Here is a 25,237-nt window from a genome sequence, read left to right as displayed (position 1 = left end):
AAAAGACGACTGAGGGATAAATGCCTCAGTCGTCTTTTTGTTACTTTTTGCGTTTCTTATGACAATGACATTTGTAGTAATAGTAGTCATGGTGCTTATCATAGTAGAGATGATCGTATTTATCTTCATATTTGTCATAGTACTTATCATGTTTGTCGTAGTATCTATCTTTGCATTTGTCTTCGTAATGATCTTCATATTTATCGTAGTATTTTTTATAACATTTACATTCCAAGTCGTAATGATGATCGCATTTATCGTCGCGTTTCTTATAATAGTATCCCATATTTCTACCCCTCCTTTTTATTTGTTACTACCACTTTATGAAATAAAAGAGAGAAAGTAAGTGTGCTTGTCCATTGTGATTAAAAAATCCGCGGTCTCTATATATGGTAAAAATAAAAAATCTCTCGTGTAAGAGGAACTGTGCAAGATGTGATATGCGTTTTTGGAAGAAAATTGATATACTATTCTTACAATTAAGATAAGGTTGGGGGATTTGTGTGAAAAGAATATGGCGAGGTACATGCACTTTGATTTGTATAACAATTTGTCTCATCATGCCTATACAACAAAGTTTGGCAAAAGAAAAAAGAGAATGGCAAGATGAAGTGGTATATTCCATTATGATTGACCGCTTTAATAATGGAGATGCGAAAAACGATAGCGGTCTGAATACGGAGAATTTAGAGGATTATCAAGGCGGGGATATCTCAGGAATTATAAAGAGGCTTGATTACATAAAAGATATGGGATTTACTGCAATTATGCTTTCACCTCTTTCGGAAAGTAAAAAATATGATGGAACAGGTGTGGGGAATCTGCGACAGGTAAATGAACATTTTGGTTCATTGCAAGATGTAAGGAAGCTTGTGCAGGAAGCTCATAAAAAGGAGATGAAAGTGATATTTCAATTTATCGCTGGAGAAGAAGATTCGCGACAAATGGTAGATGTAGTAAAATGGTGGATGCAAGAAGTAAATATAGATGGAAGTTATTTCATACATAGTGAAAAGTTGTCCAATGATTCGTTACATGACATGAAGAAACAACTAAAAGATATAAAAAAAGATTTTGTAGTTCTAACAGATGAAAAGGAAAGTGCACATAACGATTACTATAAAGCAATAACGAATGCATTTTCAAAAACAGATCGCTCCATTCAGCCATTATATCATGCAAGTTTAATAGAGGCGGAGCAAGTTATGAATACATATATTGATCATCAAAATACGAAAAGGTTTGTGCGTCTTGTAAAAGAAAATGGCTATTATCCGCCAGCTCGTTTAAAGTTAGCACTTGCTTATTTATATACATCTCCAGGGCTACCAATTGTCTATTATGGTACCGAAATCGCGCTAGATGGCGGAGACGTTCCAGATAATCGGCGGTTAATGGACTTTAAAACGGATGAAAAGTTTTTGCGATATATAACAAAACTAGGAGAATTAAGGAAAGAACTGCCGTCTTTACGCCGCGGCACCTTTGAACTATTACATGATGAAGAGGGAATGAGTATACTAAAAAGAACATATAAAGATGAAGTTACTATTACTGCTTTAAATAATACGAAAGTAACAAAAAAAGTTGCGTTGCCGGCAAATATAGTAGGAGAAAAGCGACAATTAAGAGGGCTGTTAGAAGATGAAATCATAAGGGAAGAAGGTGGGAAGTATTATCTTGTATTGAAGCGGGAAGAAGCAAATATATATAAAGCTGGTGAACAAACAAGTATCAATTGGGTATTTGTATCTATGATTGTACTTGTAAATCTTGCATTTATCGTGTTTTTAATCGCAGTCAAAAAGCGTGGGAAACAGGTATGAATAAGAAAACATCCTCCGCATGCGGAGGATGTTTTCTTATTAACGATAGTTAATGAATTGTACATCAATTGGTAAATCAGCGCTGCGAATTGCTGCGATTACTGCTTGTAAGTCATCACGGCTTTTACCAGTGACACGTACTTGATCATCTTGTACTTGTGTTTTTACTTTTAGTTTTAAATCTTTAATAATGCTGTTAATTTTTTTCGCATTATCTTTATCGATACCTTGTTGTAAGGTTGCACGTTGACGTACTGTGTTGCCAGCAGCATTTTCTACTTTTCCGTAGTTTAAGTTTTTAATGGGTACGTTACGTTTAATAAGTTTTGAAATAAGAACGTCTTTTACTTGTTCTAATTTAAATTCGTCATCAGAAATTAAAACAAGTTCTTCTTTTTCTAATTTAATGTCACTTTTGCTTCCTTTAAAGTCATATCGATTTTGAATTTCTTTTAACGCGATGTTAATAGCGTTTGTTACTTCAGGTAATTCTATTTTTGAAACGATATCAAAAGAACTCTCTTTTGCCATAGGAGCACCTCCAAATTAAATTCCACTTCCTATTATAGTTAATTTTGGGCAGTTGGACAAATAAAGGAAAAATCGTGTTATAATGTACTTTTGTTTGGAATGATAAAAATATAACTTTATATATAGAAGGGAATTAAAAAGTATGTATTTTAAACCAGGATCGATCGAACAGGTAACGGTTTTACGTCAAACGGAAATCGGATATATGGTCGGGCACGATGAAGAAGAAGTGTTCCTACATAAAAATGAAGTTGCAGGGGATATTGAAGAAGGTGACACAATTGATGTGTTTTTCTATCTTGATCACCAAGAGCGTATTGCTGCAACAATGAAGACTCCACTTATTACAACAAGTGATTGGAATTGGGTAAAAGTTGTTGAAGTGAAAGAGCGCTTAGGAGTATTCGTTGATATCGGTGTTTCGAAAGATATTTTAGTACCAGCGGATGAGTTTCCTATTTATACACCAGTTTGGCCTGAAGTAGGAGATGAATTATATTGTACGCTAAAATTAACGAAGCGTGGCCGCTTAATTGCGTTACCAGCAAGAGATGCAGACATGCAAGAAATTGTAGTGGAAGCAACTCCATCTATGCGTAATAAAAATGTAAATGGGCGTGTGTATCGCTCACTTCAAGTTGGATCATTTGTATTAACAGATGAACATTTCCGGGCTTTTTTACATCATACAGAACGAAAAGAGCAAGTTCGTATTGGCCAGCGTGTAACAGGTCGTATTATTGACGTGAAAGAGGATGGTACAATTAATATTTCACTTCTGCCTCGTAAAGAAGAGGGGATAGAAGATGATGCTACGGTTATTTATGAATATATGGAAAGTCGCGGGGGCGCCATGCCATTTTGGGATAAGAGTTATCCAGAAGACATTAAAGAACGATTCAATATGAGTAAAGCAGCGTTTAAGCGTGCACTTGGTAAATTAATGAAAGAAGGAAAAGTGTATCAAGAAGAAGGCTGGACATACTTTAAAAAATAAGAAAACGAACAAGCACTTTGCTTGTTCGTTTTTGAAAAGAAACCTTGTCATAATTTGTCGGGAAATCGATATTCCTTGTCGAATCGCCGATATATTTTATTTTGCGCCGATATATCGTGCTCAACCGCCGATAAAAGTGTTACTTGCGCCGATATAATTTCATATACCGAGCACTTTGCTCATCTATATTCCTATTTATTGTTGTTGCTTTAATAAACTGGAGAATGTATCTTTTAAATCGCTATCTTTTACGTTAATATCAGCTTTTTTGAATTCATTTAATAATATTTTTTGATGGATAGCTTGATCTGCTATTCGTTCTTTTTCGAGATTTTTACGAATGGAATCTTTTACTTCATTGTATGGTTTTAACTCTTTTTTGTCAGTTAATTTAATAATGTGGTACCCATATGATGATTTAATCGGTTTACTAATTTCTCCGACCTTCAATTTATAAGCTGCTTCTTCAAATTCAGGTGCCATTTTCCCTGGACCGAAGTAACCAAGGTCGCCGCCTTTCTCTTTGGAACCTGGATCTTCCGATTCTTGTTTTGCTAATTCTTCAAAAGAAGCACCTTCATCAAGTTTTTTCTTAATCTCGTTTGCTTTTTCTTCATTATTTACTAAAATATGGCTTGCTTTAATTTCAGGTTTATAATTCGCTTTTATATCTTTTTCGGTGATGCTTTCTTTAATCGCCTGTTCCATTGCTAATTTAAAGCGAATTTGATTTTTAAAGTCATCTTCATCTTTCAACCGATTACTTTCTAATACTGCTTTAAATTGATCACCGAACTGCTCTTTTGCCTTTTTGAATTCTTTATTGACCGCTTCATTAGATACTTTATATTTTTTTGTCATGATATCTTGTGCCATCATTTCGTATAGTACATCTTTTCCGTAGCGACTTTTTAATTGCTTCTCAAAATCACCTTTTGTAATGGTTGAAAATTTCGATGTCGCAATGGCATCTGAACTGCCTTGTGCACCACAAGCAGATAATGTGAATGTTCCGATCGCTAAAGTTGCAATGAGTAATGTTTTTCTCTTCATATTAGCACCTCATCAGAAAATGTTATTGTTATTGTAGAATAGAGAAGTGAAAACGAAGTGAATTTGAGATGTTTTTTAGCAAAACGTAAAAGTACATCAACGGTTTAGTTGATGTACTAAGACTATTAAAGGTGATCAGTTTTTTTCGAGTATGCGCGTTTTCCTTGCTGAATATTTTTTTGCTCTTGTTCATTTTTTAGAGCGCGTTTTGCATTATTATCACGTGCTTTTTTATCATTATCACTTGTATGTGGCATATGTATCAACTCCATTTCTAAACAGTTATATGTTTATCATTTCCGTTTTCGTAAAGACTATGTATACTGATAGTGAGGAACTCTTGACCGAGGTGAATGACAGATGGATTTGAAACTCAATTATGTAGAATTGATGAAAAAGTTAATTATTGTAATCATTGCAGGCTTATTAAATGCCATTGGAATGAATTTATTTTTAACACCGGCAAAGGTATATGCAAGTGGTTTTGCAGGTCTGTCTCAATTACTTTCTCAAATATTAAATGATTTTGCATCGATCCATGTATCAACAGGTGTGCTTTTCGCACTGTTTAATATTCCGGTTGTTATATTAGCATGGAAAAAGGTTGGAAAAGCATTTACTTTATTTAGTTTTTTATGTGTTGTCTTTATGACGTTATTTTTAGAAATTATTCCAGTGCGAGCTGTTTCACATGATATTATTTTAAATGCAATTTTTGGTGGGCTTATTTCAGCGATTGGAGTAGGGATTGCATTAAAGTGGGGAGCATCTACAGGTGGTTTAGATATTATTGCAATGATTATATCGAAGGTAAAAGATAAGCCTGTCGGAACATACTTCTTTTTCTTTAATGCCATTATTATTCTGGCCGCGGGATATGTATATGGCTGGGAGAAAGCACTTTATACATTAGTCACTTTATATGTATCATCGCGCATTATTGATGCGATTCATACACGCCATGTGAAAATTACAGCCTTTATCGTGACGAAAAATGGCACTGATGTACGAAAAGCAATTCAAGCACGTTTAGTGCGAGGCATTACGACCGTACCGGCGACAGGGGCATATACGAATGAAAATAAAGAAATGTTAATGATTGTGATTACACGTTATGAGTTATACGAGTTAGAAAGAATTATTAAACAAGTCGATCCAGGGGCATTTACAAATATTGTGCAAACAGTTGGGGTATTTGGCTTATTTAGAAAAGATTAAAGAGGACCATTTCGGTCCTCTTTTTTAATATGCATTTGTAATACTTTGCAATTGCTCTTGCATTTCACGAAGCTGTATTTTTTCAGCTGTACTTGAATGAGTATAAGCGGACTGCAAAGCGTTTTTTGCTCGGTATACGAGTTCTTGCTGCTCAGTACCACTTGAACAAGAAATGGCTTTCGAAACAGCGTCTCGTGCTTGCTGAAATAGTAAGTTCCCCATTTAAACCCCTCCAAGAGAAGAGTTGTTTCGTTCTTTTTCTGCATCAGCTAATGTACCGCGGTACGGGAATCTTGCATCATGCTTCATAACAGCATCTCGACCTTGCTGGATAAAACGTTTTGATTTGTTCTTTTTACCCATTCGTAATTCCCCCTTTTGTTAGCTGAAAACAATTGACGCGACTTGCGTCTACTTATAGTATGAGCGATTTAAGGTAAACTATAAGTAGGGAATTTTTAGATTACAATCCAAGAGCCTCTTCTAAATAAAGGGCAATGCCGTCTTCCTCATTCGTTAATGTTGTGTAGTTTGCAAGCGACTTTAATTCAGGAATCGCATTTCCCATAGCGATACCGTGACCTGCATACTCAATCATTTCGAAGTCGTTATCTTCATCACCAAAAGCGATAATGCGCTCTTGTGGAATGTTATAATGGCTTGAAATCTTTTGCAATCCAATCGCTTTATTCAGACCGCTTTTTACGATTTCAATAATCGGCCAAGGAGCGCCCCACTTGCGGTGATCAATGACTTCAGCATGCATATCTGTTAAGTGCTGACGAATTTTATTTGCTTGCTCATCAAGGGTATCGATTAATAAGCATGTTGGATGGTCTTGTAGAATATTTAATAAATCTCCTGTGAAAATATTTGGAGAACCAAATTCAAAAATATGTTTTTTATCCTCATCAATTTCTCGAACATATACATCATCCATCACTTCAGCATAAATATTTTTTACACCAAAATCGAAGCAAGCTCGTACAATTTCTTGTGCAGTTGAAAGTTCGAGAGGTGAATGATGTGTCCCCCAATTTGCGTCAAGTGGGTGATGTACATATGCACCGTTAAAATTTACAATCGGTGTGTTTAGACCAAGTTCTTGATAATATGTTTGACTAGCGCGAAATGGACGACCTGTTGAAATGACAACGATATGTCCTTGTTCTTTCGCTTTTTCGAGCGTTTGTTTTGTTCGCGCTGAAATCACTTTATCATCTGTTAATAGAGTACCATCTAAATCTAATGCAATTAAATGCTGTTTTTTCATATTTTTCACCTCTTATAAAATTTTTTATTTCGATCTGTATTTCCATTTGTTTTATGCAGAAATAAGAGGTTGGAAAAGGGAGACCTCCATAGATGAAAGTTTCACTATATATCCATCTTACGTCGTGAAGTGCTAGAATGTCCACTGTTTATAGCTTAAAATAAGAAAAGTCAATATGTTTTTAGAAAGTTCAAATAATATTTCTTTCATTTTGTACAATTTGTGAAAAGGGTTACATGAACTGGGCTATACAGACTATAATGAAAACGTAATCTTCTCGTATATGTTTGACTCTCCTTTGAAACTGATCTCGTATAGATCAGTTTCTTTTTTTTCAACATACTTGCTTTATTTTCCTTCTTTATTAAATAAATACATATGTGTAGGATCTAAAAATATGATTTGTTTCCTAAACATAACAGAAAGGCTTTTTGGAAAATGGATATACTAATGTTGTAAAGATTCATGGAAGGAGAATGAAGATGGGACAAAGTCATAGATTTCGTGCTGGGCAAAAAGCTCCAAACAATGGGCTCTACGTCGAGATTGGTGAAACTGGCAGTATGGTAAAAAATCCTCAAATGGTAAAATTAACAGCTGGTGAAAGATTCCCGGAAAATTCAAACCATAACCGCCAGTGGACATATAAAAGAAAACCGTAAAGAGACCCGCAGCTTATTGCTGCGGTTTTTTATGTAACTTCTGAAATATGCAATCAAATTGATTGTATAAAAAAGGAGATAAGAGTATAATAAATTACAAAAGGTCAAAGAAAGTCAAATAGTCAACAAAGGTCAAAAAATGTCAAAAAATGTGGAGGAACTGTAAAGATGGACTTAAATCAAATGACGACAAAAACACAAGAAGCGATTATGAGTGCCCAATCTTTAGCGGTATCTCATCATCACCAAGAAGTAGATACTGTTCATCTATTGCTTGCGTTGCTAAAGCAGCAGGATGGATTAGCGGTACGTATTTTTCAAAAAATGAATGTGAATATAGAACAATTAACGAAAGAAGTGGAAACGCTTATTCAGAAAAAGCCATCTGTAACAGGAAGTGGGATAGAAGCTGGGAAACTGTATATTACAGGCGCTTTGCAACAATTGCTCGTTAAGGCAGAAGCGGAAGCGAAAAAACTGCAAGATGAATACATTTCAGTAGAACATGTATTATTAGCTTTTTGTGAAGAAACAGGGGATGTAAATCGTCTATTTTCTAATTTCCGTATTACAAAGGATACATTACTACAGTTTTTAATGGCAGTTCGGGGGAATCAAAGAGTGACAAGTCAAAATCCAGAAGTAACATATGAAGCGTTAGAGAAATATGGCCGTGATTTGGTCGCAGAAGTGAAACAAGGAAAAATTGACCCTGTAATTGGACGCGATAGTGAGATTCGCCGCGTCATTCGCATTCTTTCGCGTAAAACAAAAAATAACCCTGTGTTAATTGGTGAACCTGGTGTGGGGAAAACAGCCATTGTGGAAGGATTAGCGCAGCGAATTGTAAAAAAAGATGTACCGGAAGGATTAAAAGATCGCACCATCTTTGCGTTAGATATGAGCGCCCTTGTAGCTGGAGCAAAATTCCGCGGGGAGTTTGAAGAACGTTTACAAGCTGTATTAAATGAAATTAAAAAGAGTGAAGGACGTATTCTGTTATTCATTGATGAACTGCATACAATTGTAGGAGCTGGGAAAACAGAAGGAGCAATGGATGCTGGGAATATGTTGAAACCGATGCTTGCGCGCGGTGAGCTTCATTGTATCGGTGCGACAACTTTAGATGAGTACCGAAAATATATTGAAAAAGATCCGGCGTTAGAACGTCGTTTTCAACAAGTATTAGCGGAAGAGCCAACGGTGGAAGATACGATTTCTATTTTACGTGGTCTCAAAGAGCGTTTTGAAATTTATCATGGTGTAAATATCCATGACCGTGCGCTTGTAGCAGCTTCTGTATTATCTGATCGCTATATCTCTGATCGTTTTTTACCGGATAAAGCAATTGATCTTGTTGATGAGGCATGCGCTACCATTCGGACAGAAATTGATTCTATGCCAACAGAATTAGATGAAGTAACGCGCCGCATTATGCAGTTAGAAATTGAAGAAGCGGCGCTTGGAAAAGAAACGGATCGCGGTAGTCAAGAAAGGTTGAAAACATTACAGCACGAGTTATCTGATTTAAAAGAAGTGGCAAGTGGCATGCGTGCGCAGTGGGAAAAAGAAAAAGAAGAAATTCATAAAGTACGCAACTTGCGCGAGAAATTAGAGCGTTTGCGCCGTGAACTGGAAGAAGCAGAAGGAAACTATGATTTAAATAAAGCGGCTGAACTTCGTCACGGTAAAATTCCAGAGGTAGAAAAAGAATTAAAAGTAGCAGAAGAAGCCGGAACACATCATGAAAACGAGAACCGTTTGCTTCGTGAAGAAGTAAGTGAAGAAGAAATCGCAAATATTGTTTCGCGCTGGACAGGAATTCCAGTAGCGAAATTAGTAGAAGGAGAACGTGAAAAGTTACTGCGATTAGAGCAAATTTTATCAGAGCGTGTAATTGGTCAAGAAGAAGCAGTAAGTCTTGTAGCAGATGCAGTTCTTCGTGCGAGAGCAGGAATTAAAGACCCGAATCGCCCGATTGGTTCTTTCATTTTCTTAGGACCGACAGGGGTTGGGAAAACTGAACTTGCGAAAACATTAGCACAGTCGTTATTTGATAGCGAAGAACAAATGATCCGGATAGATATGTCTGAGTATATGGAAAAACATGCGGTATCCCGTTTAATTGGAGCGCCTCCAGGATATGTAGGATATGAGGAAGGCGGACAATTAACAGAAGCGGTTCGTCGCAAACCATATTCCGTTATTTTATTGGATGAGATTGAAAAAGCACATCCGGAAGTGTTTAATATTTTATTACAAATGTTAGATGATGGTCGCATTACCGATTCACAAGGACGAACAGTCGACTTTAAAAATACAGTAATTATTATGACATCAAATATTGGATCCGCATATTTATTAGAAGGATTACAAGAGAATGGCGCTATAAAAGAGGAAGCAAGAGACCTTGTAATGGGGGAACTTAGAGGACATTTTCGTCCTGAGTTTTTAAACCGTGTAGATGAAATTATTTTATTTAAACCACTTACAACTCATGAAATAAAAGGAATTGTTGATAAGATTGTAAAAGAATTACAAGGACGTTTAGTGGAGCGTCATATTACAGTTGCATTAACAGAATCCGCAAAAGAATTTATTGTAGAATCTGGGTTTGACCCTATGTATGGTGCACGTCCGTTAAAAAGATATGTGCAGCGCCAAATTGAAACGAAACTTGCAAGAGAATTAATTGCAGGAACAATAATAGATAATAGCCATGTAGTAGTAGATGTAGAAAATAATGAATTCGTTGTGCATGTGAAATAAAAAATGTCCGGACATTGATCCGGACATTTTTTAATGTTGCTCTGCTGGTTCGTTTGGAATTGCAGCTGCAATTGCCATTACAAGAATTGCAAGAACAACTGAGAAAATAGACGCTTGTTTAAAATCGTATATACCGCCAGTCATAGAGCTAATTACATAACTCATCATATGTACAAGCAGGAACGACCAAATAAAGGCCCAAATTACACGCATCTTTTCACACCCCTATTCGTTCAATCTGCCTTTATTGTAACACAATTGAAAAAAGAATATAGAAAAATATTTGTGGAATTTTCAAAGCAAATTCGTATTCCATTCATACATTATAAAGAGAAGTTTTTTATGTTTAGAAAATAAGGCGGGAGACAAATGAGTATTACGGAACGTTTTTTCTACTTGGAAGAAGAACCATGTGTGATTTACTTACCAGAAAAACCTAATGGATTTTGCATTATGCTTCTTGGCGATTACAACTACTTTATTGAGAATGGTACAAGTTTATGGATGCAGCACACAGGAAGAGCGTATTTTTTAAATGGACTTATAAAGAAAGGATATACCGTTTTTTCATCCAATCTATACGGAAGACATTGGGGAAATGATCAGGCTGTTCGTTTAGCAAAGCGATTATATCATGTTGTGATGAAGAAAGAGACCTTAAATGAAAAAATTCATATATTGGCAGATGGAATGGGAGCGCTTGTAGCTCTTGAGATGATGCATCGTAATCCGGAATGCATACGTTCTGTTGCTATGTTAAGTCCATGTCTAGATTTACCAGCATATGTGGAATTTGAGAAAGAACATAAATTTTTCTATAAAAGATTAGTGAAAGAGTTATTGCAAGCATATGAGGTGAAGGAAGTAGAGCTAGCGACGAAAATTGATAAAAAATCATTCCGATATTTACCTTCTTGCGTGCCAGTTAAAATGTTTGTCTCGACACAAGAAAAGAAGGAACGTAAGCAGCTGTTTCGGGAATACGAGAAACAGCGATTGGATAAGAAATGTGACACATCTTTATCGTTTCACTTACAAGATGTGAAATATAAAACGATTCATCAAGTATGTCGTTTTTTCAAAAAATACGAGGAAGAATTATGAAGCTCCAACATACATAAAGAAGGAGCTATTTGTTTAAGAGAAAGAAAGGATTGATGACATGAATCGCGTGCTCATTATAGGTGCTCTTACATTTGTTGGATATCATCTTGTGAATAAAATGCTCGCTGAAGACATTGAAGTGTACGGAATGGACTTTGCAGATTTTGAGAATATCTCAAAAATAGAGGAAGAAAAGTTAATGTTAATTGGACGGAATGCTTTATTTACCTATTCCGACATTAGAGATGATCGGGAATGGCATGAAATAGAGAACAATCCCTTTGATGCGGCATATTTTTGTTTATGTGAACCGAACCAAAATGCGGGATTTCGAAAAGAACAGGTCATTTTACAATATTTAAAACGTGTTACGCATATGTGTGAAGCAAATGAAGTGAAGCTAAATGTCGTTTCATCTATTGAAGTCGGAAACCGGAACGAATCGGAAAATAAGCGAATGTTTATGAAGATTGAAGAAGAAGTAAAAAAAGGTGATCTTTCCTACAGCATATTTCGTGTCCCTACATTGTATGGACCGTGGCAACCAACATTTATGATCTATCATCAACTGATGCTATCGGAAATAAATGAACAGGAATGTGAGTTAACTTCTACTGAAAATAGGTGTGACCTTTTATATGTAGAAGATGTATGTGAATATTTATTGGAAAAGGGAACGGATATAGAGAATATAGGGGTATATAACTTAATTAGCGGGAAGAGAAAACTTTGGGAAAAAGGAATGCATCTTTTAAATGCGAATGATAAAATGAAGGGGCGTGTGGAAGAAAAGCAAGAAACATTTGCTAACATTTGCATGGAAAAACATACCCCGTTAGAATTCGGTTTAAACAAACAATTTGCGCACGTAAAAAAATATAAGCGATTATATGAAGGTTGAAGCGCTATATATTTACAATTCGTAAATAAAGATAGCGAGATGAGAAAGGATGAAATGATATGAATGAAAAAAATATGCAGTTTTTACAAATCGCAATGAAATATTTACCAGAGGCAAAAGCAATTTTAGATGATCATGGAGTGGCACTTGATATGGAGAAAGCCCAGCCGGTATTAGAATTGTTAATGAAAGTGATGAATGAAGCATATGAACTAGGCAAGACAGAAAAATAATTTGTTTATTAGGAAGGAAAGCCGACAATTGTTGGCTTCTTTTTTATGGAGAAAATATAAGGAAGGAATGAAGGGGATTTCTTTGCGTAAAGTTTCACGTTCCGACGAAATATATTCTAGACAAATAAACATTTATGTTTTAGAATTAGTACCACGTCATAATATTTGATATAAAACGGAGGGCTGCAATGTGAATGTAGGCATTTTAGGAATCGGAAGATATGTGCCAGAAAAAGTAGTCACAAATCATGATTTAGAGAAGATAATGGACACATCCGATGAATGGATTCGTACAAGAACGGGAATATCGGAGAGACGAATTGCCGATGATACAATAGATACATCATATATGGCTGTTGAAGCCTCTAAAAAAGCAATAGAAGATGCGGGAATTACTGGTGAGGATATAGATTTGATTTTAGTTGCAACTGTAACACCGGATCATTCTTTTCCTGCTGTAGCATGTATGGTCCAGGAACAAATTGGTGCAACACATGCAGCTGCAATGGATTTAAGTGCAGCATGCGCTGGCTTTATGTACGGGATGATTACAGCTCAGCAATTTATTCAAACAGGTACTTATAAACACATATTAGTGGTAGGCAGCGATAAATTATCGAAGATTGTCGACTGGAAAGATCGCAATACAGCAGTTTTATTCGGAGATGGAGCAGGAGCTGTTGTTATGGGAGCTGTTTCAGACGGTAAAGGAATTCTTTCATTTGAATTAGGAGCAGATGGAAGAGGTGGAAAGCACCTTTATCAAGACGAATATGTTATGATGAACGGCAGAGAGGTCTTTAAATTCGCAGTTCGCCAACTTGGTGATTCTTGTCTCCATGTTTTAGATAAAGCAGGTCTCACAAAAGCTGATGTTGACTTTTTAGTTCCGCATCAAGCAAATATTCGTATTATGGAATCTGCAAGAGAGAGATTAGATTTGCCACAAGAAAAAATGAGTAAGACGATTGAAAAGTTTGGAAACACATCTGCTTCTTCTATTCCAATTGCTATGGTAGAAGAATTGGAAAAAGGACGAATTCAAGATGGGGATCTTATCATACTCGTTGGCTTTGGTGGTGGATTAACATGGGGGGCAGTTGCTCTTCGTTGGGGTAAATAAGGACTGAGAGAAAAAAGGAGTGTATTTTGTATGGAAAAAAAGAGGGTCGTAATTACTGGATTAGGAGCTGTAACGCCAGTTGGAACAGATGTTGAAACTGCTTGGGAAAATATTAAAAATGGTGTATCTGGAATCGGACGACTAACACGATTAGATCCAGAGCAATTTCCAGCAAAAGTAGCAGCAGAAATTAACGACTTTGAAGTCGAAAAATATATTGAGAAAAAAGAAGCGCGTCGCATGGATCGATTTACACAATATGCGGTAGCGGCAGCAAAAATGGCAGTTGCTGATGCGAAATTAGAAATTACAGAAGAAAATGCACCGCGCATTGGTGTATGGATTGGTTCTGGAATTGGGGGTATGGAAACATACGAAGAACAATTCAAAATCTTCATGGAAAAAGGCGCGCGCCGCGTAAGTCCGTTCTTCGTACCGATGATGATTCCTGATATGGCAGCTGGTCAAGTATCGATTGCGACAGGTGCAAAAGGAATTAACACTTGCTCCGTAACAGCTTGTGCATCAGGAGCAAACTCAATTGGAGATGCTTTTAAAGTCATTCAGCGCGGGGATGCTGATGCGATGATTGCAGGGGGGGCAGAAGCGCCTCTTACGCATATGGCATTTGCAGGATTTAGTTCAGCGAAAGCATTAACATTTAATGAAGATCCAGCGACTGCATGTCGTCCATTTGATAAAAATCGCAGCGGTTTTGTCATGGGAGAAGGTGCAGGTATTCTTATTCTTGAAGAATTAGAACATGCATTAGCACGCGGTGCTCATATTTATGCAGAAGTTGCTGGTTATGGTGCAACAGGAGATGCATTCCATATTACACTACCTGCGCCAGGTGGTGAAGGCGGCGTGCGCGCAATGCGTCAAGCCTTAGCTGATGCAGGTCTTAAACCAGAAGATATTGACTACATTAATGCGCATGGTACAAGTACAGATGCCAATGAAAAATATGAAACAATGGCGATTAAAGAAGCATTTGGTGAACATGCATATAAAGTAGCAATTAGTTCCACGAAATCAATGACAGGTCACTTATTAGGAGCAGCTGGTGCTGTTGAGGCAATTTTCTCTATTAAGTCCATTACAGATGGAGTCATTCCTCCAACAATCAACTATGAAACACCAGATCCAGAATGTGATTTAGATTACGTACCAAATGAAGCAAGACATCAAGAAGTCCGCGCCGTATTAAGTAACTCATTAGGATTTGGCGGACATAACGCAGCGCTAGTATTTAAGGCATATAAATAATGAGAACGAAAGAGGCTGTCCAAAGTAGGGCGGCCTCTATTTATTTTTGTCCTTAATGTGCCCTCTTCTTTTTCTGCATATATATAAGAAAAGGAGGTAGGTAAGATGGGGGTTATTCAAACTGCTAATTGGATGAGATTATATTATGGACGCCCAGAAAAGCTGTGCGAGAAGTTTACAAAGTATATTCCATTACCAAAAGAGCAGCTATATCGATTTCTCATTTCAAAAGGTATGTATCGTCCTGTGCGAAAAGGTGAAAATGAAATTCGGCAATTAGAAGAAAAACAAATTTGGACAAAATTGTCCGCAGAATATGAAGCGTTAAAAAAATGGTTAGGAGGTCCGGATGTTCCGGTCTTTCTTTTACTATCAGATCCATATAATCGCACCGTACAAGAGGAGTACAATGGAAAAGCTGGTTTAACAATGCGGCATGTTATCTTTTTATTTGTATGCGGGAGAAATTCGATTCAAGAATTAAAAGCGTTGCTGACTCATGAATATCACCACATATGCCGACTGCATCAAATCGTCAAAAGAGAACAGGAGTATACGTTATTAGATACAATGGTCATGGAAGGATTGGCAGAACAAGCCGTTATAGAACGACATACAGAGCAGGCGTGCGCCCCGTGGACGTTATATTTTTCAAAAGAAGAAGCGTTGTATTATTGGAAGAAAGTAATAAAAGAGAAACGAGATATAAGGAGAGGGACAAGGGAGTATGACGCTATTTTAAATGGAATCGGACCGTATCCGAAAATGTTAGGGTATGGGGTAGGTTTTCATATTGTAAAAGAATGCGTGGAAGTAACAAAAGAAAATACGCTTTCTTTCATGTCTATCGATGCCAAGCATATATTAAAAAAGGCGAATGCATTTGCTGAATAGTCACTTTGGGAACTTGGCGATGCCAAGTTCTTTTTCGTCATTAAAATAATAAGTAGAATATATTTCCTTACATGGAATAAATTTTACCGAAAATGAACATAATGATTGGTACAAATAGTAGTGAAGTGAGGGGTAGAGAAATGTTATATCTGCATGATGTATGGGTAAATTGGTTTGAAGGTGAAGAAAATGGGTATAACGTTTGTCATTTTTACGAATGGCGGAAAGATGATACGATTGAATTGTTAGATCAAGTGCCATTATTAAAAGTAGATGCCACATTATATCATTACATCGAGAACGAATTATTAGAACTTCCACAACAATTATTGGAAGACGTACATCATAAAGCTTATATTCGTAAAAATCATGAACGTTTGCAACAAGAGTATTGCTTCGTTGTTACAGATGGAAGAGGAATTATCGCTGTAGATACAATTGGATACAATGTACCAATTCGAAAGAGTAGACTGATTCCTCGTCAAGAGCAAATGGTGTATGAGATGGTGGAGAATGTACAAGCAGAGAAGTACAAGTTTCAAATGGAAGAAACGGAAAAAGAACATCATATTTTATCACCATCACCTCATATTATGAACGGATTAACCCGTAAAGAAAGACAGTTAAAGCAATTATTATTTATGGCGTTAGATCAATTACATACAACGAAAAATCCAGCTGAAATTCGCTATTGGTACACAGAGTGGGATCCATCTGCTTATGGAGCAGTTCAACATATGGAATTTGAAGATGTTTGGAAACAGCTTTATGAAGAAGCGAAAAACGGCTGGTCAGAAAAGCATGAACAGCTATGTGAACGCCTTGTAAAAGGACAACCATTCTTTGAAAAGTTATGGGAAATGGAGAACGAGCAGAAAGTAAACTAAAAAACCGCCGCAATGGGCGGTTTTTTTAGTTGATTTTAGAGTAGCAGAGCGAGCTGTCTGCGCTTTTTGTAGAATCCAGTTCCGGCAGCAAGCTCTTCGTGTCTAAGAACCTTCCGCATAAGAAGGCAAAGAACGCCTTCTATGCGAAAGAACCTTAGCCAGTCAGAGCTGAGCGAGCCGCCTGTGCTTTTTGATGGAATCCAGCTCTGGCGTCGAGAATGTTCGGTGGCTTCGCGCCTTCCTGCGAGGCAAAGAGCGCCTCTACGTCAGGAGCTCCATCCCCCTCACATTTTAAGCGAGCCGCTTGTGCTTTTTGATGGAATCCAGCTCCGGCGGCGAGAATGTTCGGTGGCTTCGCGCCTTCCTGCGAGGCAAAGAGCGCCTCTACGTCAGGAGCTCCATCCCCCTCACATTCTAAGCGAGCCGCCTCCGCTTTTTATGTTACCTACGTTTTCTGCTTAGTCCCATTGCGTTTTCTACTTTGCGCAGTTGTTTTATTGCGACGCGGTTTGCTTTTTCGGCACCTTTGTCTAGGATTTCGTCTAGTTCTGGAGAGTTGATTAGTTCGTTATATTTTTCTTGGATTGGTCGGATTGCTTCTGCGACTACTTGTGCTAGGTCGCCTTTGAAGTCACCATATCCTTTTCCTTCATATTGTGCTTCTAGTTTTTCAATTGTTTTTCCAGAGAATGAAGAGTAGATTGTTAATAAGTTTGAGATACCAGGTTTGTTTTCTTTATCGAATTTTACGATACCGTCAGAGTCTGTTACGGCGCTTTTAATTTTCTTTTCAATTGTTTTTGGTTCATCAAGCATGCAGATCATTGCCTTTGGATTTGGATCCGATTTACTCATTTTTTTCGTAGGTTCTGTTAATGACATAATGCGCGCACCTACTTTTGGAATGCGAATTTCAGGAATTGTGAAGACTTCGCGATAACGTTTATTAAAGCGTTCTGCTAAATCACGTGTTAGTTCCATATGTTGTTTTTGATCGTCACCAACTGGTACGATTTCAGTGTTGTAAAGTAAAATATCAGCTGCCATTAATGGTGGATACGTAAGCAGTGCAGTTGGAACAGATTCGCGGCCAGCTGCTTTATCTTTATATTGCGTCATGCGTTCTAATTCTCCAACAGATGCGATGGATTGCATAATCCATCCTAATTGAGCATGTGCTGGAACTTCGGATTGGACAAATAAAGTTGCTTTTTCCGGATCAATGCCGCATGCAATATATAATGCCGCAAGACTGCGAATATTTTTGCGAAGTTGTACAGGATCTTGAGGGACTGTAATCGCATGTTGGTTTACAATACAGAAATAGCAGTCATGTTCATTTTGAAGTTCTGTAAATTGTTTCATTGCTCCTAAATAGTTTCCAAGCGTAATGGTTCCACTTGGTTGAATACCAGAAAAAATAACTGACATACATCATTCCTCCTTAAATTTTCAATAATGAATGATTGAAGAGCAGGCTACTATGAATTGGTTGTCAGGGTGGAGAAGGGCTAAGCGAGCCGCCTGTGCTTTTTGATGGAATCCAGCTCCGGCGGCAAGAATGTTCGGTGGCTTCGCGCCTTCCTGTGAGGCAAAGAGCGCCTCTACGTCAGGAGCTCCATCCCCCTCACATTCTAAGCGAGCCGCCTCCGCTTTTTAAATAAAAAAAGTCCATTCATCCCTTATGACAATAGGGACGAATGGACCGCGGTACCACCCTAATTATTTCACAGTTGTGAAATCTCTTTAATCCATTTAACGTTTGGATTACGCCAAAGCCTACTTCTTTCGGTTCGGTTTGGTGCTCAAAAGCCCATTCCATATTGTGTAATTACTTGTTTGCACCGACCACAAGCTCTCTGAAATTACTACAATATGTACTCTTCTTTATCATTGCATCGTATTAGATTTATTCTTTGATAACGATCGTTCTTGAATAAGAATGAACGATCGTTATTGTGATAACAAAATGTTTGCAAATCATTATATCATTACGAAAGATGGTTTGCAAACTACATCAGAATGGTGACACTAATGATTGTTGAAAGGGCTGCTAGTAGAAGACCTGCGAGACAAATTGGATAGGTCCATTTGAATGAATATGTTTTATAGATCCGTTCTTTTTTATCTTCAGGTGCTTCCAGTTCTTCAATAAGAGATTCAATTTTTTTGTTCGTTCCAAATACTTTTTGGAAGGCGTACATCGTTACGTTGAAAAAGCCATTTTGAAATAAGAATAAAAAGCCACCCACAATCACAAAAACTAGTGCAATATAAAAAGATAAATTGACGAAATTTAACAAAAAATGAGGTGAAGAGAGCAAAGCACCGATACTAGAAACGATGATTGCTATGAAAATTAGTATACAAGTATGGAAAAAAATTTGTTTCAAAATGTTCCCCTCCGTAAAAAAATTTTACTGGAATTATTATACTATGAAAGTTATAATGAGTAATATAATTAATTATTTGAAAATTATACGCAATTGTAAGTTGTATTTCAATATGGTGGAATCAATGCTAAGTTATCCCTTTATCAAAAAATAAATATTTTATTTAAAATTTTAACAAAAAAACAAAAAATTATATTCACAATTGTTGTATTATATGTATAATGAAAATTGTAGAAACTTGGAGATTATTCTTTCAATTTCTAGCGAATTGGGTACAGGACGTGCAATTAGGGGAGGCAGTGCAGCTATGAAGAGAAAGATACCATTATTACTTGCGTCAACATTGACTGTAAGCATGTTACTTGGGGCTTGTAGTTACCAAAAAGATGATGGAAAAGCAAAAGGGAAAGAAGCGGCATCTAGTAGTAATGGAAAGCCGATTCTGAATTTGACAGAACCATCAGAAATTCCGTCAATGGATGCATCATTAGCATCAGATTCAGCATCATCAACAGTGTTAAACAATACGATGGAAGGATTATATCGTATTGGTGAAAAACAAAAAAGGATGCCTGGTGTTGCAGAATCATTCGAAAAGTTGGATGACGGTAAGAAGTATATATTCAAGTTGAGAAAAGATGCGAAATGGTCAAACGGCGATCCTGTCACAGCGAAAGATTTTGTATATGCATGGAAAAGAGCAGTAAATCCAGATACAAAAGCAACATATTCTTATATTATGTTTGATATTAAAAATGCAGAGAAAATTCATAAAAGAGAATTGTCACCGGATCAATTAGGAGTCAAGGCGGTTGATGACTATACATTAGAAGTGGAATTAGACAACCCAATTCCTTATTTTGTTGATTTAACAGTGTATCCTGTATTTTATCCGCTGAACGAAAATTTTGTGAAGTCACAAGGAGATAAATTTGGTTTAGAAGCCAATACAACTTTGTATAATGGACCATTTGTGATGAGTGAATGGAAGCATGAACGTAGTTTCCAACTTAAGAAAAATCCATCCTATTGGGATAACAAAACTGTTAAAATCGAAGAGATTAACTTTAATATTGTAAAAGATACAGCAACGAATGTGAACTTATATGAAACAAATGCGATTGATCGTACACCATTAAGCTCGGAATTTGTAGATAAGTTTAGACAAAGTTCAGAGTTTAAAACGAGAGAAGAAAATGGGGTTGCCTATTTAAGATTTAATCAGAAAAATCAGTTCTTACATAATAAAAATTTACGAAAAGCAATCTCCATGTCTTTTGACCGTGAAAATATCGCGAAAGTTATTTTAAATAATGGAGCGATTGGTGCTTACGGATTTGTTGGAAAAGATTTTGCTGAAGGTCCAAATAAAAAAGATTTTCGCGCTGAAAATGGTAAGTTAGTTAAAACGGATACAAAAGAAGCAAGAAAACTTTGGGAAGCCGCGAAAAAAGAGCTTGGAACTGATAAAGTTGAACTATCAGTTTTAAACTTTGATGATGACGATTCCAAAAAAGTTGGTGAGTTCTTAAAAGGTGAAATTGAGAAGAATTTACCAGGTGTAACCATTCATATAAAACAACAACCGTTTGCGCAAAAAATGAAATTGGAAGACTCAGGGGAATATGATATTTCACTTGCTGTTTGGAGTCCTGATTATCCAGATCCAATTTCATATTTAGATATGTTTGTGACAAATGGTACGCAAAACAAAACAGGATACTCAAACCCAAAATATGACGAATTCATTCAAAAAGCAAAAACAGACACAAAAGATTTACAAGCTCGTTGGAATAATCTTCTAGAGGTTGAAAAAATGTTAATAAAAGAAGACGCTGTTATTGCACCAATATTCCAAAAAGGATCTGCCTATGTTATAAAAGATGGTGTGAAAGACATTATTCCAATTTCTTATGGTGGTAAACTAACATATAAATGGGCGTCCGTTGAAAAATAGTAGTTTTTATCGGCAGCCCGATTGGTGAGGATTCATAATCAGTAGGGGATGAAGAACCCCCTGCTGATTAAAGTTTCACTTAATTTCATCGTTTATAAAGGGGATATGTCCATGATGGGCATATGCTCTTATTTTAAAAATATAAAAGTAAGAATATTTAAAACTATCTTATTGCTTTTGAAAAAAATGGGGAGGTGCTTGACTATGGGACGTTATGTATTAAAGCGTTTCGTATATATGTTTTTGACATTATTTTTAATTACATCATTAACATTCTTCTTAATGAAATTATTGCCGGGTTCTCCACTCAAAAATCAGGAGAAATTATCTCCGGAACAAAAAGAAATCATTTTGGAGAAATATGGTTTAAATGATCCGGTACCAGTGCAGTACGCACGCTATTTAGGAAACTTAGCAAAAGGCGATTTAGGAGTATCGTTCCAATATGATAATCGTCCGGTAACGGATATGATTGCAGAACGTATTGGACCATCCGCCCAGCTCGGTTTTCAGGCAATTCTTTTAGGGTCATTTATTGGGCTAATTTTAGGAATTATTGCAGCACTTCGAAATAATACATGGGTCGATTATGGGGCGACGATTATTTCCGTACTCGGAATGTCGGTACCATCCTTTGTATTTGCAGCACTATTACAATATTTCGTAGGGGTAAAACTCGGCTGGTTCCCAGTTGCATTCTGGAAAGGACCTGAATTTACAGTTATGCCAACAATCGCTTTATCGATGGCAGTTATTGCAACAATCGCACGTTTTGCTCGTGCTGAATTAATTGAAGTAATGCAAGCTGATTATATTTTAACAGCGAAGGCAAAAGGAATTAGTCAAGGCGTCATTATTGTGAAACATGCTCTTCGTAATGCACTGATTCCAGTTGTTACAATTTTAGGGCCGATGGTTGCAGGGTTGATTACAGGAACACTTGTTATTGAGCAAATTTATGCTGTTCCTGGACTTGGGGAACAATTCGTTAAGTCGATTACATTAAATGATTATACAGTTATTATGGGGACAACAATTTTCTATAGTGCAGTCTTTATTTTCGTTATTTTCATCGTAGATATTTTATATGGAATTATTGATCCTCGTATTCGTTTAGCGGGAGGGAAAAAATGATGAAAGATGTACAAAAATTATCTCCAGATTTATTTCAACCAGCAAATCAAAGTAATGTTGATAATGAAGTCATTGCCCGTCCGAGCTTAACGTTTTGGCAAGATGTAAGAAAACGCTTATTTCAGCATAAAGGTGCAATGTTCGGTCTTGTATTATTAGTTATTATTACATTACTAGCGATTTTTGGACCGATGGTAAGTAAGTATTCTTATAAAGATCAAGACTTAAGTCGTGCGAAATTGCCACCAAAAATTCCAGTGCTCGAAAATATTCATTGGTTACCATTTGATGGAACAGACCAATATGGTGTGGATCAATATAAAAAACGTGATATTAAAGAGTCTTTCTGGTTCGGTACAGACGACCTAGGTCGCGATTTATGGACAAGAACATGGGATGGGACACGTGTATCATTATATATCGCGCTTTTAGCAGCTGCGATTGATTTAATTATCGGGGTTGCATACGGAGGGATTTCAGCGTTCTATGGTGGACGAGTAGATAATATTATGCAGCGTGTTATGGAAATTATTAACGGTATTCCGTATTTAATTATCGTTATTTTAATGGTAATCATTATGGGATCTGGTATATGGTCAATTACACTTGCGATGGCGATTACAGGTTGGATTGGGATGTCACGTATCGTTCGTGGACAAGTATTAAAATTAAAAAATCAAGAATATGTATTAGCATCACGTACACTAGGTGCCACAAACACACAATTAATTATCAAACATTTAATTCCAAACGTAATGGGGCCGATTATCGTTATGACAATGTTCACAATTCCAACTGCGGTGTTTGGTGAAGCGTTCTTAAGTTTCATTGGTCTTGGTATTCAGCCACCATTTGCATCACTTGGCTCACTTGTAAATGATGGTTACAAATCCATTCAAACGTATCCACATATGATGTTCATCCCTGCGATTGTCATCAGTATGTTAATTTTAGCATTTAACTTAATGGCGGATGGATTACGCGACGCGTTAGATCCAAAAATGCGTAAGTAAAAGAGGGGAGAGGTAAAGAATGAAAAAATTGCTAGAGGTAAAAGATTTACAAGTCTCCTTTGATACGCATGCAGGTGAAGTACAAGCTGTACGCGGTGTTACTTTTGATTTGAAAAAAGGAGAAACATTAGCGATTGTAGGGGAGTCTGGTTCCGGAAAATCAGTGACTTCCAAGGCGTTAATGGGATTAATCCCAAATCCGCCAGGACGTATTAAAAAAGGAGAAATTTTATTTGAAGGTCGTGACTTAACAAAACTAACAGAAAAAGAAATGCAGGCTGTGCGTGGAAAAGAGATTGCGATGATTTTCCAAGATCCAATGACGTCCCTCAATCCAACGATGACAATTGGCAATCAAATTATGGAAGGCCTTATTAAGCATCAAGGAATGAGCAAAGCGGATGCTCGCAAAGTTGCATTAGAGCTTCTTGACCTTGTTGGGATTCCAAATCCAGATGCTCGTTTAAAACAATATCCGCACCAGTTTTCCGGTGGTATGAGACAGCGTGTTGTAATTGCAATGGCACTAGCTTGTAATCCGAAATTATTAATTGCCGATGAGCCGACAACTGCACTTGACGTTACGATCCAAGCACAAATTTTGGAATTAATGAAAGATATTCAGCAAAAAACAGAAGCAGCTATTATTTTTATTACGCATGATTTAGGTGTAGTGGCAAATGTTGCTGATCGTGTCGCTGTTATGTATGCGGGGAAAGTTGTTGAAATCGGAACAGTTGATGAAATTTTCTATAACCCGAAACATCCATATACGTGGGGCCTTATTGCTTCTATGCCAAGTTTAGATGGTTCTGAAGAAGAACTATATGCAATTCCGGGAACGCCACCAGATTTATTAAAGCCGCCAAAAGGTGATGCGTTCGCACCACGAAATCCACAGGCTTTAAAAATTGATTTTGAAATGGAGCCACCTTTATTTAAAGTGAGTGATACACATTATGCGGCAACTTGGTTACTTCATGAGCAAGCGCCGGAAGTAAAACCACCAGCAGCTGTTGAAAAACGTATTCTTCAAATGAAAGCAGGTGAACAACATGACTAAACAACGTGAAAAATTAATTGAAGTAAAAAATGTAAGTCAACACTTCAACGTAAGTGGTGGTGTTGTTAAAGCGGTTAATAATATTTCATTTGATATTTACCGCGGAGAGACATTTGGTCTTGTAGGAGAATCTGGTTGTGGAAAATCGACAACTGGAAGAACGATCATTCGTTTATATGATGCAACAGCTGGAGAAGTATTATTTGATGGTGAAAATGTACATGGTAAAAAATCTCGAGCAGAACTAAAAAAATTCAACCGAAAAATGCAAATGATTTTCCAAGATCCATATGCATCGTTGAACCCTCGTATGACAGTAGGAGATATTATTGCAGAAGGCATTGATATTCACGGATTAGCAAAAAATAAAAAAGAACGTATGGATCGTGTGCATGAGCTATTAAAAACAGTTGGTTTAAATAAAGAACATGCAAACCGTTTTCCGCATGAATTCTCAGGTGGACAACGTCAGCGCATCGGGATCGCTCGTGCCTTAGCGGTAAAGCCTGAATTTATTATTGCCGATGAGCCAATTTCAGCGCTTGACGTATCCATTCAAGCACAAGTTGTCAACTTAATGAAAAAACTACAAAGAGAAAAAGGGTTAACATACTTATTTATTGCCCATGATCTATCGATGGTAAAATATATTAGTGATCGCATTGGTGTTATGTATCGTGGTCAAATTGTAGAATTGGCGAGCAGCGATGAATTATATGAAAATCCAATTCATCCGTATACAAAATCTTTACTTTCAGCGATCCCACTTCCAGATCCAGATTATGAGCGAAATCGTAAACGTATTGTATACGATCCATCTCAGCACCAATATGGAAGTGAAGTACCAACAATGCGAGAAATTCGCCCGGGACATTTTGTTTTATGTTCGGAAGCTGAGTATAAGAAATATAAAGGAATTTATCAATAAAAAAAGCGG

26 protein-coding genes and 1 other annotated feature are annotated in these 25,237 nt (G+C 36.9%); of the genes, 17 read left to right on the top strand and 9 right to left on the bottom strand.

All coding sequences use genetic code 11. From position 1 onward, the window contains the following. Positions 1 to 503 precede the first annotated feature (503 nt). Entirely contained in the window at positions 504 to 1,826 is a 1,323-nt protein-coding gene (locus MR056_RS05525; protein WP_087097966.1) for an alpha-amylase family glycosyl hydrolase, read from the top strand. Positions 1,827 to 1,865: 39 nt separating this feature from the next. Here MR056_RS05525 and MR056_RS05520 read toward each other — a convergent pair whose 3' ends face one another. Next, positions 1,866 to 2,357: a YajQ family cyclic di-GMP-binding protein gene (locus MR056_RS05520; RefSeq protein ID WP_011983965.1), complete on the bottom strand. Its 492-nt coding sequence runs from the start codon at positions 2,355 to 2,357 to the stop codon at positions 1,866 to 1,868. Between the two features lie 142 nt (positions 2,358 to 2,499). Between MR056_RS05520 and MR056_RS05515 the strand changes: the two genes are divergently transcribed. Continuing rightward, on the top strand, positions 2,500 to 3,354 hold the full coding sequence (locus MR056_RS05515; RefSeq protein WP_011983966.1) for a CvfB family protein: 855 nt from the start codon (positions 2,500 to 2,502) through the stop codon (positions 3,352 to 3,354). 195 nt (positions 3,355 to 3,549) lie between these two features. Here MR056_RS05515 and prsA read toward each other — a convergent pair whose 3' ends face one another. Both prsA and MR056_RS05505 read right to left on the bottom strand, forming a co-directional pair. After that, complete coding sequence (gene prsA / locus MR056_RS05510; protein ID WP_011983967.1) at positions 3,550 to 4,407, bottom strand: peptidylprolyl isomerase PrsA; 858 nt, start codon at positions 4,405 to 4,407, stop codon at positions 3,550 to 3,552. Positions 4,408 to 4,532: 125 nt separating this feature from the next. Beyond that, the gene (locus MR056_RS05505) at positions 4,533 to 4,664 is read right to left on the bottom strand and encodes a DUF3941 domain-containing protein (protein WP_011983968.1); all 132 of its coding nucleotides are present in this window, start codon (positions 4,662 to 4,664) and stop codon (positions 4,533 to 4,535) included. A gap of 103 nt (positions 4,665 to 4,767) precedes the next feature. Here MR056_RS05505 and MR056_RS05500 point away from each other — a divergent pair, with 103 nt between their 5' ends. Beyond that, positions 4,768 to 5,625, top strand: coding sequence for a YitT family protein (locus MR056_RS05500; RefSeq protein WP_087094607.1), 858 nt, complete (start codon positions 4,768 to 4,770; stop codon positions 5,623 to 5,625). A 24-nt stretch (positions 5,626 to 5,649) separates the two neighbouring features. On the opposite strand, the gene MR056_RS05495 is transcribed toward MR056_RS05500, so the two are convergent. The 3 genes from MR056_RS05495 to MR056_RS05485 form a co-directional block, all read right to left on the bottom strand. Next, complete coding sequence (locus tag MR056_RS05495) at positions 5,650 to 5,847, bottom strand: DUF3813 domain-containing protein (RefSeq protein ID WP_011983970.1); 198 nt, start codon at positions 5,845 to 5,847, stop codon at positions 5,650 to 5,652. Then, positions 5,848 to 5,988 (bottom strand): hypothetical protein, encoded by a 141-nt coding sequence (locus MR056_RS05490; RefSeq protein ID WP_011983971.1) that lies wholly within the window; start codon positions 5,986 to 5,988, stop codon positions 5,848 to 5,850. It abuts the gene before it with no gap. Between the two features lie 100 nt (positions 5,989 to 6,088). Next, positions 6,089 to 6,898, bottom strand: coding sequence for a Cof-type HAD-IIB family hydrolase (locus MR056_RS05485; protein ID WP_011983972.1), 810 nt, complete (start codon positions 6,896 to 6,898; stop codon positions 6,089 to 6,091). A gap of 482 nt (positions 6,899 to 7,380) precedes the next feature. Here MR056_RS05485 and MR056_RS05480 point away from each other — a divergent pair, with 482 nt between their 5' ends. Next, a complete protein-coding gene (locus tag MR056_RS05480; RefSeq protein ID WP_041809524.1) occupies positions 7,381 to 7,560 on the top strand; it encodes a YjzC family protein in 180 nt (59 codons plus the stop codon). 168 nt (positions 7,561 to 7,728) lie between these two features. Further along, positions 7,729 to 10,329: an ATP-dependent chaperone ClpB gene (clpB, locus tag MR056_RS05475; RefSeq protein ID WP_087097969.1), complete on the top strand. Its 2,601-nt coding sequence runs from the start codon at positions 7,729 to 7,731 to the stop codon at positions 10,327 to 10,329. Between the two features lie 30 nt (positions 10,330 to 10,359). On the opposite strand, the gene MR056_RS05470 is transcribed toward clpB, so the two are convergent. Further along, a complete protein-coding gene (locus MR056_RS05470; RefSeq protein ID WP_011983975.1) occupies positions 10,360 to 10,542 on the bottom strand; it encodes a YjzD family protein in 183 nt (60 codons plus the stop codon). 156 nt (positions 10,543 to 10,698) lie between these two features. On the opposite strand from MR056_RS05470, the gene MR056_RS05465 reads away from it, so the two are divergent. The 7 genes from MR056_RS05465 to MR056_RS05435 all read left to right on the top strand — a co-directional run bounded on the left by MR056_RS05465 (position 10,699) and on the right by MR056_RS05435 (position 16,740). Next, positions 10,699 to 11,433 (top strand): alpha/beta fold hydrolase, encoded by a 735-nt coding sequence (locus MR056_RS05465; protein WP_011983976.1) that lies wholly within the window; start codon positions 10,699 to 10,701, stop codon positions 11,431 to 11,433. 58 nt (positions 11,434 to 11,491) lie between these two features. Further along, a complete protein-coding gene (locus tag MR056_RS05460; protein ID WP_011983977.1) occupies positions 11,492 to 12,334 on the top strand; it encodes an NAD-dependent epimerase/dehydratase family protein in 843 nt (280 codons plus the stop codon). A 59-nt stretch (positions 12,335 to 12,393) separates the two neighbouring features. Next, positions 12,394 to 12,567 carry a ComZ family protein gene (locus MR056_RS05455; RefSeq protein WP_011983978.1) on the top strand — a complete coding sequence of 58 codons (174 nt, stop codon included), beginning with the start codon at positions 12,394 to 12,396 and terminating at the stop codon, positions 12,565 to 12,567. 190 nt (positions 12,568 to 12,757) lie between these two features. Further along, positions 12,758 to 13,690: a beta-ketoacyl-ACP synthase III gene (locus MR056_RS05450; RefSeq protein ID WP_011983979.1), complete on the top strand. Its 933-nt coding sequence runs from the start codon at positions 12,758 to 12,760 to the stop codon at positions 13,688 to 13,690. A gap of 30 nt (positions 13,691 to 13,720) precedes the next feature. Further along, positions 13,721 to 14,959, top strand: coding sequence for a beta-ketoacyl-ACP synthase II (fabF, locus tag MR056_RS05445; protein WP_011983980.1), 1,239 nt, complete (start codon positions 13,721 to 13,723; stop codon positions 14,957 to 14,959). A 105-nt stretch (positions 14,960 to 15,064) separates the two neighbouring features. Next, positions 15,065 to 15,853: a DUF2268 domain-containing putative Zn-dependent protease gene (locus MR056_RS05440; protein ID WP_011983981.1), complete on the top strand. Its 789-nt coding sequence runs from the start codon at positions 15,065 to 15,067 to the stop codon at positions 15,851 to 15,853. A gap of 140 nt (positions 15,854 to 15,993) precedes the next feature. Next, positions 15,994 to 16,740 (top strand): YjbA family protein, encoded by a 747-nt coding sequence (locus MR056_RS05435; RefSeq protein WP_011983982.1) that lies wholly within the window; start codon positions 15,994 to 15,996, stop codon positions 16,738 to 16,740. A 441-nt stretch (positions 16,741 to 17,181) separates the two neighbouring features. On the opposite strand, the gene trpS is transcribed toward MR056_RS05435, so the two are convergent. Beyond that, on the bottom strand, positions 17,182 to 18,171 hold the full coding sequence (gene trpS, locus MR056_RS05430; RefSeq protein WP_087097970.1) for a tryptophan--tRNA ligase: 990 nt from the start codon (positions 18,169 to 18,171) through the stop codon (positions 17,182 to 17,184). 258 nt (positions 18,172 to 18,429) lie between these two features. Then, positions 18,430 to 18,643 (bottom strand) — a binding site (T-box leader). Between the two features lie 109 nt (positions 18,644 to 18,752). Then, positions 18,753 to 19,133: a DUF3899 domain-containing protein gene (locus MR056_RS05425; protein ID WP_011983984.1), complete on the bottom strand. Its 381-nt coding sequence runs from the start codon at positions 19,131 to 19,133 to the stop codon at positions 18,753 to 18,755. A gap of 307 nt (positions 19,134 to 19,440) precedes the next feature. Between MR056_RS05425 and MR056_RS05420 the strand changes: the two genes are divergently transcribed. From MR056_RS05420 to MR056_RS05400, 5 genes are all read left to right on the top strand, one after another. After that, a complete protein-coding gene (locus MR056_RS05420; RefSeq protein WP_087098021.1) occupies positions 19,441 to 21,090 on the top strand; it encodes a peptide ABC transporter substrate-binding protein in 1,650 nt (549 codons plus the stop codon). 204 nt (positions 21,091 to 21,294) lie between these two features. Continuing rightward, positions 21,295 to 22,224 carry an oligopeptide ABC transporter permease gene (gene opp3b / locus MR056_RS05415; protein WP_011983985.1) on the top strand — a complete coding sequence of 310 codons (930 nt, stop codon included), beginning with the start codon at positions 21,295 to 21,297 and terminating at the stop codon, positions 22,222 to 22,224. Beyond that, a complete protein-coding gene (opp3C, locus tag MR056_RS05410) occupies positions 22,221 to 23,237 on the top strand; it encodes an oligopeptide ABC transporter permease (RefSeq protein WP_011983986.1) in 1,017 nt (338 codons plus the stop codon). The genes opp3b and opp3C overlap by 4 nt, the downstream gene beginning before the upstream one ends. A gap of 19 nt (positions 23,238 to 23,256) precedes the next feature. Next, entirely contained in the window at positions 23,257 to 24,300 is a 1,044-nt protein-coding gene (locus MR056_RS05405) for an ABC transporter ATP-binding protein (protein ID WP_011983987.1), read from the top strand. Then, positions 24,293 to 25,228, top strand: a complete 936-nt coding sequence (locus tag MR056_RS05400) for an ABC transporter ATP-binding protein (protein ID WP_011983988.1) — start codon at positions 24,293 to 24,295, stop codon at positions 25,226 to 25,228. Before MR056_RS05405 ends, MR056_RS05400 begins: the two co-directional genes overlap by 8 nt. Positions 25,229 to 25,237: the final 9 nt, after the last annotated feature.

This window comes from Bacillus cereus group sp. BfR-BA-01360 (assembly GCF_022663595.1).
Classification (GTDB): domain Bacteria; phylum Bacillota; class Bacilli; order Bacillales; family Bacillaceae_G; genus Bacillus_A; species Bacillus_A cytotoxicus.
Note: the sequence above shows the minus strand (reverse complement) of the source record. Positions and strands in the feature narration are given on the sequence as shown.

Bases quoted from the DNA above. Each gene is read 5' to 3' on its own strand.
- MR056_RS05485 (WP_011983972.1), bottom strand. From the start codon at position 6,898: ATGAAAAAACAGCATTTAATTGCATTAGATTTAGATGGTACTCTATTA.
- MR056_RS05400 (WP_011983988.1), top strand. From the start codon at position 24,293: ATGACTAAACAACGTGAAAAATTAATTGAAGTAAAAAATGTAAGTCAA.
- MR056_RS05420 (WP_087098021.1), top strand. From the start codon at position 19,441: ATGAAGAGAAAGATACCATTATTACTTGCGTCAACATTGACTGTAAGC.
- MR056_RS05460 (WP_011983977.1), top strand. From the start codon at position 11,492: ATGAATCGCGTGCTCATTATAGGTGCTCTTACATTTGTTGGATATCAT.
- MR056_RS05500 (WP_087094607.1), top strand. From the start codon at position 4,768: ATGGATTTGAAACTCAATTATGTAGAATTGATGAAAAAGTTAATTATT.
- MR056_RS05515 (WP_011983966.1), top strand. From the start codon at position 2,500: ATGTATTTTAAACCAGGATCGATCGAACAGGTAACGGTTTTACGTCAA.
- MR056_RS05520 (WP_011983965.1), bottom strand. From the start codon at position 2,357: ATGGCAAAAGAGAGTTCTTTTGATATCGTTTCAAAAATAGAATTACCT.
- MR056_RS05495 (WP_011983970.1), bottom strand. From the start codon at position 5,847: ATGGGGAACTTACTATTTCAGCAAGCACGAGACGCTGTTTCGAAAGCC.
- MR056_RS05405 (WP_011983987.1), top strand. From the start codon at position 23,257: ATGAAAAAATTGCTAGAGGTAAAAGATTTACAAGTCTCCTTTGATACG.
- MR056_RS05465 (WP_011983976.1), top strand. From the start codon at position 10,699: ATGAGTATTACGGAACGTTTTTTCTACTTGGAAGAAGAACCATGTGTG.
- trpS (WP_087097970.1), bottom strand. From the start codon at position 18,171: ATGTCAGTTATTTTTTCTGGTATTCAACCAAGTGGAACCATTACGCTT.
- opp3C (WP_011983986.1), top strand. From the start codon at position 22,221: ATGATGAAAGATGTACAAAAATTATCTCCAGATTTATTTCAACCAGCA.
- MR056_RS05480 (WP_041809524.1), top strand. From the start codon at position 7,381: ATGGGACAAAGTCATAGATTTCGTGCTGGGCAAAAAGCTCCAAACAAT.
- opp3b (WP_011983985.1), top strand. From the start codon at position 21,295: ATGGGACGTTATGTATTAAAGCGTTTCGTATATATGTTTTTGACATTA.
- MR056_RS05505 (WP_011983968.1), bottom strand. From the start codon at position 4,664: ATGCCACATACAAGTGATAATGATAAAAAAGCACGTGATAATAATGCA.
- MR056_RS05435 (WP_011983982.1), top strand. From the start codon at position 15,994: ATGTTATATCTGCATGATGTATGGGTAAATTGGTTTGAAGGTGAAGAA.
- prsA (WP_011983967.1), bottom strand. From the start codon at position 4,407: ATGAAGAGAAAAACATTACTCATTGCAACTTTAGCGATCGGAACATTC.
- fabF (WP_011983980.1), top strand. From the start codon at position 13,721: ATGGAAAAAAAGAGGGTCGTAATTACTGGATTAGGAGCTGTAACGCCA.
- clpB (WP_087097969.1), top strand. From the start codon at position 7,729: ATGGACTTAAATCAAATGACGACAAAAACACAAGAAGCGATTATGAGT.
- MR056_RS05440 (WP_011983981.1), top strand. From the start codon at position 15,065: ATGGGGGTTATTCAAACTGCTAATTGGATGAGATTATATTATGGACGC.
- MR056_RS05470 (WP_011983975.1), bottom strand. From the start codon at position 10,542: ATGCGTGTAATTTGGGCCTTTATTTGGTCGTTCCTGCTTGTACATATG.
- MR056_RS05455 (WP_011983978.1), top strand. From the start codon at position 12,394: ATGAATGAAAAAAATATGCAGTTTTTACAAATCGCAATGAAATATTTA.
- MR056_RS05490 (WP_011983971.1), bottom strand. From the start codon at position 5,988: ATGGGTAAAAAGAACAAATCAAAACGTTTTATCCAGCAAGGTCGAGAT.